The sequence below is a fragment of the Streptomyces sp. NPDC127190 genome (genome assembly GCF_042672505.1).
Classification (GTDB): domain Bacteria; phylum Actinomycetota; class Actinomycetes; order Streptomycetales; family Streptomycetaceae; genus Streptomyces.
On sequence record NZ_JBHXVE010000030.1, the window covers coordinates 61,739 to 68,316 of the forward strand.

Consider the following 6,578-nt stretch of genomic DNA (forward strand, 5'->3'; position numbering starts at 1 on the left):
GTCACTCCTCCTCGAACAGCGCCAGCTCCGCCCAGATCGTCTTGCCCTCCGCGGTGTGCCGGCTGCCCCACCGCTGCGTCAGCTGGGCGACCAGCAGCAGACCCCGGCCGCCCTCGTCGAAGGTCTTTGCCCGCCGCAGATGCGGCGCGGTGTGGCTGCTGTCGGACACCTCGCAGATCAGGGTGGCCACGTCATGGATCAGCCGCAGCCGGATCGGATGGGAGCCGTACCGGATCGCGTTGGTCACCAGCTCGCTGACCACCAGCTCCGTGGTGAACGAGGCCTCGGTCAGCTGCCAGCTGTCCAGCTGCTCCGCGACCTGTTTGCGGATCGGCGCGACCAGTGCCGGATCCGCGGGGATGTCCCAGGTCGCCACCCGTGAGGCCGGCAGCCCCTGGGTGCGGGCGAGCAGCAGCGCCACGTCGTCGGCGGCACTGCCCGACGGCAGCAGGGCGTGCAGGATCCGGTCGCAGATCTCGTCCAGCGAGTCCGCGTAGCCGGCCAGGGCCGCGGTCAGCAGCTCCCGGCTGGTGTCGCCGTCCCGCTCCCGGGACACCACCAGACCGTCCGTGTACAGGGCGAGCACCGTGCCCTCGGGCAGCTCCAGCTCGGCCGACTCGAACGGCAGACCGCCCAGGCCCAGCGGGGGACCGGCGGGCAGGTCCAGCGGCTCGGGGCGGCCGCCGGGCCGCAGCAGCAGGGGCGGCGGATGCCCGGCGCGGGCCAGCGTGCAGCGCCGGGACACCGGGTCGTACACCGCGTACAGGCAGGTGGCGCCGACCTCGCCGGGGCTGCCGTCGCCGCCGGCCTCGTCCGACAGCCGCAGCACCAGGTCGTCCAGGTGGGTGAGCAGCTCGTCCGGGGCCAGGTCGATGTCGGCGAGGGTGCGTACGGCGGTGCGCAGCCGGCCCATGGTGGCGGAGGCCTGGACGCCGTGCCCGACGACGTCTCCGACGACCATGGCGACGCGCATGCCGGACAGCGGGATCACGTCGAACCAGTCGCCGCCGACCCCGGCCCGGGCGGCCGGCAGATACCGGGAGGCGGCCTGCAAGGCGGCCGTGTGCGGCAGCGAGCGGGGCAGCAGACTGCGCTGGAGCGCGAGCGCGGTCTCCCGCTCGCGCGAGTAGCGCCGGGCGTTGTCGATGCAGACGGCGGCGCGAGTGGTGATCTCCTCGGCCAGCAGCATGTCGTCCGCGGTGAAGCCGTCCGGCCGCCGGTGGCGGGTGAAGACCGCCACGCCGAGGGTGAGCCCGCGGGCCTGGACGGGCACCGACATCGAGGAATGGATGCCGAAGGTGCGCACCCGCTCACCGCGCGCGCTGTTCCAGGTCAGCCACGAGGCCATCTCGCCCGCGGCCACCGAGGCGATGATCGTGTGGCCCGCGGTCAGTGAGTCGGCCTGCGGGGAGCCGGCCGGGTACTCCTCGGTCTGCCCGGGCTTCAGCACCGCCTCCGGCGCCCCCTCCAGGACCGATCTGTGGGCGGCGCGGCGCAGCACCACCGGCGCCGTCACACGGGCCGGCGGCTCACCGCCGTACTCCTCGGGGTCCAGCAGGTCGATGGTGACGAAGTCGGCGAGCGCCGGCACGCAGACCTCGGCCAGTTCCTGGGCCGTGCGCCCCACGTCCAGGGTGGTGCCGATGCGTACGCTCGCCTCGTTCACCAGCTGGAGCCGCTGCCGCGCCCGGTAGTTGTCGGTGACGTCGTGGGCGGCCAGGCACACCCCGCGCACCCGCCCCCCGCTGTCGCGCACCGGTGCCATCCGGGCGAGCCAGGCGTGCGCCCGGTCCTCGCCGCCGGTGCGCATGAAGGTCTGGAGATCGAGCGGCAGGCCCGTGGTCAGCACCTGGAGCAGGCCCGCCTCCAGCTCGGCGCTCTGCGGCCTGCCGCCGATCTCCGCGAGCCGCAGCCCGCGCACCCGCTCCTCGGGCAGGCCGATGACCTCGGCCATCGCGTCGTTCATCCGGCACAGTCGCAAGCGCTCGTCGTAGACCGCGATGGCGCACGGCGACTGGACCAGGCCGGCCTCGGCGAGCGGGTCGTCGGCGCCGGACGGGCGCCGGCCGGTCAGCGGGGTGACCACCAGCCAGTCGCCCGGGCGGCCGTCGCTCGGCGGCCGGCGGTGGGCGAGCAGCCAGACGGAGACGGTACGGCCGTCGCGGTGGCGCAGAGCGACCTCGCCGTGCCAGCGGGGGCCGCTGGGCGGGGCAGGGCGGCCGTCCCCGGCCAGCAGCCCGGCGGCGGGCCGGCCCAGGACGGCTTCCGGGGAGTGGCCGAGCAGGCGTCGCGCGCCTTCGTTCCACTCCACCAGCGTTCCGTCGTCATCGATGACAGCCCGGGCCGTCGCCGCGTCGTCGAACGGATAGACCCGGCTCATCGTCGCCGCTCCCAAGCGCACACTCACAGTGAACAGGTGGCACCACTTGAGTTCCAGCGTAGTGCTTCGCGCACGTCCGTGAACCGCAACCCCCGGCCGGCCGGCCCGTGGGTCGAACACGGTCACGCGGGAAATCCGGCCGATCCCGGCCGCGGGGACCGACACAGGGCTCCGGACCCTTGACGATCGTGTGTGGGCGACCGTCAGAATCTGTTTGTTCTCGATCAGTTGTGAGTACTTCTGGGCCCTATGAGGGAGAGCCGCCCATGACGGTCACGCGCAGATCGGTTCTGGTCGCCGCCACGGCAGCACCAGCGGCCGGAGCACTCCTGAGCAGTCCGGCGGCCGCGGCCGCCCCCGAGGCGCATCCGGCCGCCGCGGCCGCGCGCCACACCGTGCCGCTGCGCGACGGCTGGCGCTTCGCGCTGGTCAGCCCGGACGGCATCACCGACCCGACCGGCGCCTACGCGCAGGCCGCCGATCCCGGATACGACGACTCCGGCTGGCGGGAGGTCGCCGTCCCGCACGACTGGAGCATCGAGCAGACCCCCACCACCGACCACGGCACCACCAGCGGCACCGGCTTCCTCCCGGGCGGCCTCGGCTGGTACCGGCTGGCCTTCACCCTGCCGCCCGGCTGCGCCGGCAAGCGGATCTCGGTGGAGTTCGACGGCGTCTACATGGACTCGTACGTCTACTGCAACGGCACCGAGCTGGGCCGCCACCCCTACGGCTACACCGGCTTCGCCTTCGACATCACCGACCTGGTGCACACCGACGGCAGCACCCCCGACGTCCTCGCGGTCAAGGTCCAGAACCGGCTGCCGAGCAGCCGCTGGTACTCCGGCAGCGGCATCTACCGCGAGGCCCGGCTGGTGATCACCGAACCGGTGCACGTCGGCCGGTGGGGCACCTGGGTCACCACCCCGGAGATCTCCGCCGAGCGGGCGCTGGTACGGGTGCGCACCGAGGTGCGCAACGAGTCCGGCACCGGCGCCGACGCCGAGGTCGTCTCCCGGATCACCGACCCCGACGGTCGCCCGGTCGCCCGCACCGCCACCACGGTCACCGTCTCCGGCCAGGCCGTCGAGTCCCATGAACTGACCGTCGAACAGCCCCGGCTCTGGGACTTCGCCACCCCCGGGCACCGCTACACCCTGCACACCGAACTGCGCGTCGCGGGCCGCACCACCGACACCTTCCGCACCCCGTTCGGCATCCGCAGCTACCGCTTCGACCCCGACGAAGGCTTCTCCCTCAACGGAAGCCACACCAAGATCAAGGGCGTCGACCTCCACCACGACCAGGGCGCCCTCGGCGCGGCGATCAGCCTCGACGCGGTGCGCCGGCAGATGACGATCATGAAATCGATGGGGGTCAACGCCCTCCGCACCTCGCACAACCCGCCCTCGCCGCAGATGATCCAGGTCTGCGAGGAACTGGGCATCGTGATGATGGTGGAGGCCTTCGACTGCTGGCGCACCGGCAAGACCCGGTACGACTACGGCCGGTTCTTCGACGAGTGGTGCGAGAAGGACGCCACCGAGATGGTCCTCGCCGCCCGCAACTCGCCCGCCGTCGTCCTGTGGTCCATCGGCAACGAGATCCCCGACTCCACCTCCACCGCCGGACTCGCCATGGCCGACCGGATCATCGGCGCCATCAAGGCCGCCGACGACACCCGCCCGGTGGTCATCGGCTCGAACAAGTACCACGGCGTGCCCGCCCCCGGTTCCGCCGCCGACCGCATGCTCGCCAAGCTCGACGGCCTCGGCCTGAACTACAACACGGCCAAGTCGGTCGACGCCCTGCACGCCGCGTACCCCCACCTGTTCCTCTTCGAGTCCGAGTCCTCCTCGGAGACCTCGACCCGGGGCGCCTACCAGGAGCCGGAACACCTCAACACCGGCGAGAACCACACCCCGGGCCGGCGCGCCACCTCCTCCTACGACAACAACCTCGCCTCCTGGACGATGAGCGGCGAGTACGGCCACAAGAAGGACCGGGACCGCAGGTGGTTCGCGGGCCAGTTCCTGTGGTCCGGCATCGACTACATCGGCGAGCCGACCCCGTACGACGTCTTCCCGGTCAAGGCGTCCTTCTTCGGCGCGGTGGACACGGCAGGCTTCCCGAAGGACATGTACCACCTGTTCCGGAGCCAGTGGACGAGCGAGCCCATGGTCCATCTGCTGCCGATGACCTGGAACCACGAGGACGGCGACACCGTCGAGGTCTGGGCGTACGCCAACGTGCCGTCCGTCGAGCTGTTCCTCAACGGGCGGTCCCTGGGCGTCCGGGAGTTCGACGTCAAGAGGACCACCGACGGGCGTGCGTACCTGGAGACCACCGAGCCCACCGGCGACGACAAGACCTTCACCGACGGCCCCTACCCGGGCAGCTACACCAGCCCCAACGGCAGCGCGGGCAAGCTGCATCTCAGCTGGAAGGTGCCCTACCAGCCGGGGGAGCTGAAGGCGGTGGCCCGCAGGGACGGCGCCGTCGTCGCCACCGATGTGCTGCGCACGGCCGGCGCCCCGCACGCCGTACGGCTGACCGCCGACCGCCCCTCCGTCCCCGCCGACGGCCGTTCGCTGGTCTTCGTCACCGCCGACATCGTCGACGCGCACGGCGTGGTCGTGCCCGACGCCGAGCACCTGATCACCTTCGACGTGAGCGGCGGAGCACTGGCCGGCGTCGACAACGGCCGCGAGGAGAGCGCCGAGCGCTACCAGGCCAGCACCCGCACCGCCTTCCACGGCAAGGCCCTCGCCATCGTCCGGGCCGGCACCGCGCCGGGCCTGCTGAAGGTCACCGCCCGGGTGGAGGGCCTGCGCACCGGCACCGTCCGGGTGCCCGCCACCCCGGCCCGCGCGACCGCCCGTACCGCCGCGCCGGTCTTCCTGCCCGACCCCCCGAAGCCGCCGGACCACCCCTGCGCGGACGCCAGTTACTCGGGCCGGCCGGACACCCTGGCCGCCGCCATGCTGGACGGCGACCCGGCCACCGGCTGGTCCAACGCCTTCGCCAAGTCGGCCACCGCCCTGCTGCCCGCCTTCACCGGGGCCCGCGCGCGGGACTGGGTGTCGGTCGACTTCGGGCGCGCCCGCACGGTCGACCGGGTGGCCGTCTCCTTCACCGTCGACACCGGCCACACCCTGCCCGCCGAGGTCGCGGTCGCGGTGTGGGACGGCCAGGCCTATGCGCCGGTGACCGGCGCGAGGACGGACTGGGCCACGGCCTCGGACGAGCCGACCGTGATCACCTTCGACGCGGTGCGCGGCTCGCGCGTGCGGCTGACGCTGACCAGCGCCCACCCCGGCGAGGCCCGCGGAGCGGTGCGCATCAGCCGCCTGGACGTCTGAGGGCCCGCTTCCGAGGTACCGCGTAGGGAATGCTCTGACCTGGGCATATTTACGGTCGAGTACCCGCGCGGTACCGTGAGGGGCATGCCAGCTCTCAATGTGGAGTTCAGTGAGCGGGAACTTGAGGACCTGCGGCAGATCGCCAAGGAGCGGGGTACGTCGATGAAGGCCCTCGTGCGGGAGGCCGCCGCCGCCGACATCGCCCGGCACCGGGCCCTGCAAGAGGGCGCGGAGGCGTTCCGCAGCTTCTTCATCGCCCACGCCGAGGAGTTCGCGGAGGCCTTCCCCGACGACGAGCCCCCCGCCAAGGGCGAGGCCGCCTGAGTGATGCCGCCCTCAGTCATCCACATCGACGTACCGTGGCTGCTCCAGCGCCATGAGGAGGTCCTGCCCGACCAGCCGGCGGTGGACGACTTCTCCGCTCTGGTCGCCGCCGTCGCCCGGCACCGGGTGGACCCGCCCCGGCTCGGCGTCGACTCCGACCCCGCCTGGCGCGCCGCCGCCCTGCTGCACACCCTCGCCGTGCTCAAGCCGCTGCCCGCGGCCAACGCGCGCTTCGCCTGCGCGACCGCCGTGTCGTACATGTTCGTGAGCGGCGTCGGCATCGACCCGCCCTACGGCGCGCTCGTCGACCTCGCCCGGGACCTGATGTCCGGCAAGGCCGATGTGTACGGCGCGGCCGACCGGCTCCGTTCCTGGCAGATCTGAGCCCACGGAACCGGTCCGCCCGGCCGGCGGGGGGAGCCGCCGGGGCCGCCCGCCCGGGGGCCGCCGGGGCCGCGGCATCCCCGGGACCACCCGGGGGGGCGGGCGGGGGCCGGGCGCGCACCGGCCGG

4 protein-coding genes are annotated in these 6,578 nt (G+C 73.1%); 3 read left to right on the plus strand and 1 reads right to left on the minus strand.

What is annotated here, in order from left to right:
- Position 1: 1 nt before the first annotated feature.
- Positions 2-2,380, minus strand: a complete 2,379-nt coding sequence (locus tag ACFVIU_RS33030; protein WP_385847078.1) for a SpoIIE family protein phosphatase — start codon at positions 2,378-2,380, stop codon at positions 2-4.
- Between the two features lie 266 nt (positions 2,381-2,646).
- On the opposite strand from ACFVIU_RS33030, the gene ACFVIU_RS33035 reads away from it, so the two are divergent.
- The 3 genes from ACFVIU_RS33035 to ACFVIU_RS33045 all read left to right on the plus strand — a co-directional run bounded on the left by ACFVIU_RS33035 (position 2,647) and on the right by ACFVIU_RS33045 (position 6,450).
- Entirely contained in the window at positions 2,647-5,742 is a 3,096-nt protein-coding gene (locus ACFVIU_RS33035) for a glycoside hydrolase family 2 TIM barrel-domain containing protein (protein WP_385847079.1), read from the plus strand.
- A gap of 84 nt (positions 5,743-5,826) precedes the next feature.
- Positions 5,827-6,066, plus strand: a complete 240-nt coding sequence (locus ACFVIU_RS33040) for a hypothetical protein (protein WP_385847080.1) — start codon at positions 5,827-5,829, stop codon at positions 6,064-6,066.
- Between the two features lie 3 nt (positions 6,067-6,069).
- Positions 6,070-6,450, plus strand: coding sequence for a toxin Doc (locus tag ACFVIU_RS33045; RefSeq protein ID WP_385847081.1), 381 nt, complete (start codon positions 6,070-6,072; stop codon positions 6,448-6,450).
- Positions 6,451-6,578 lie beyond the last annotated feature (128 nt).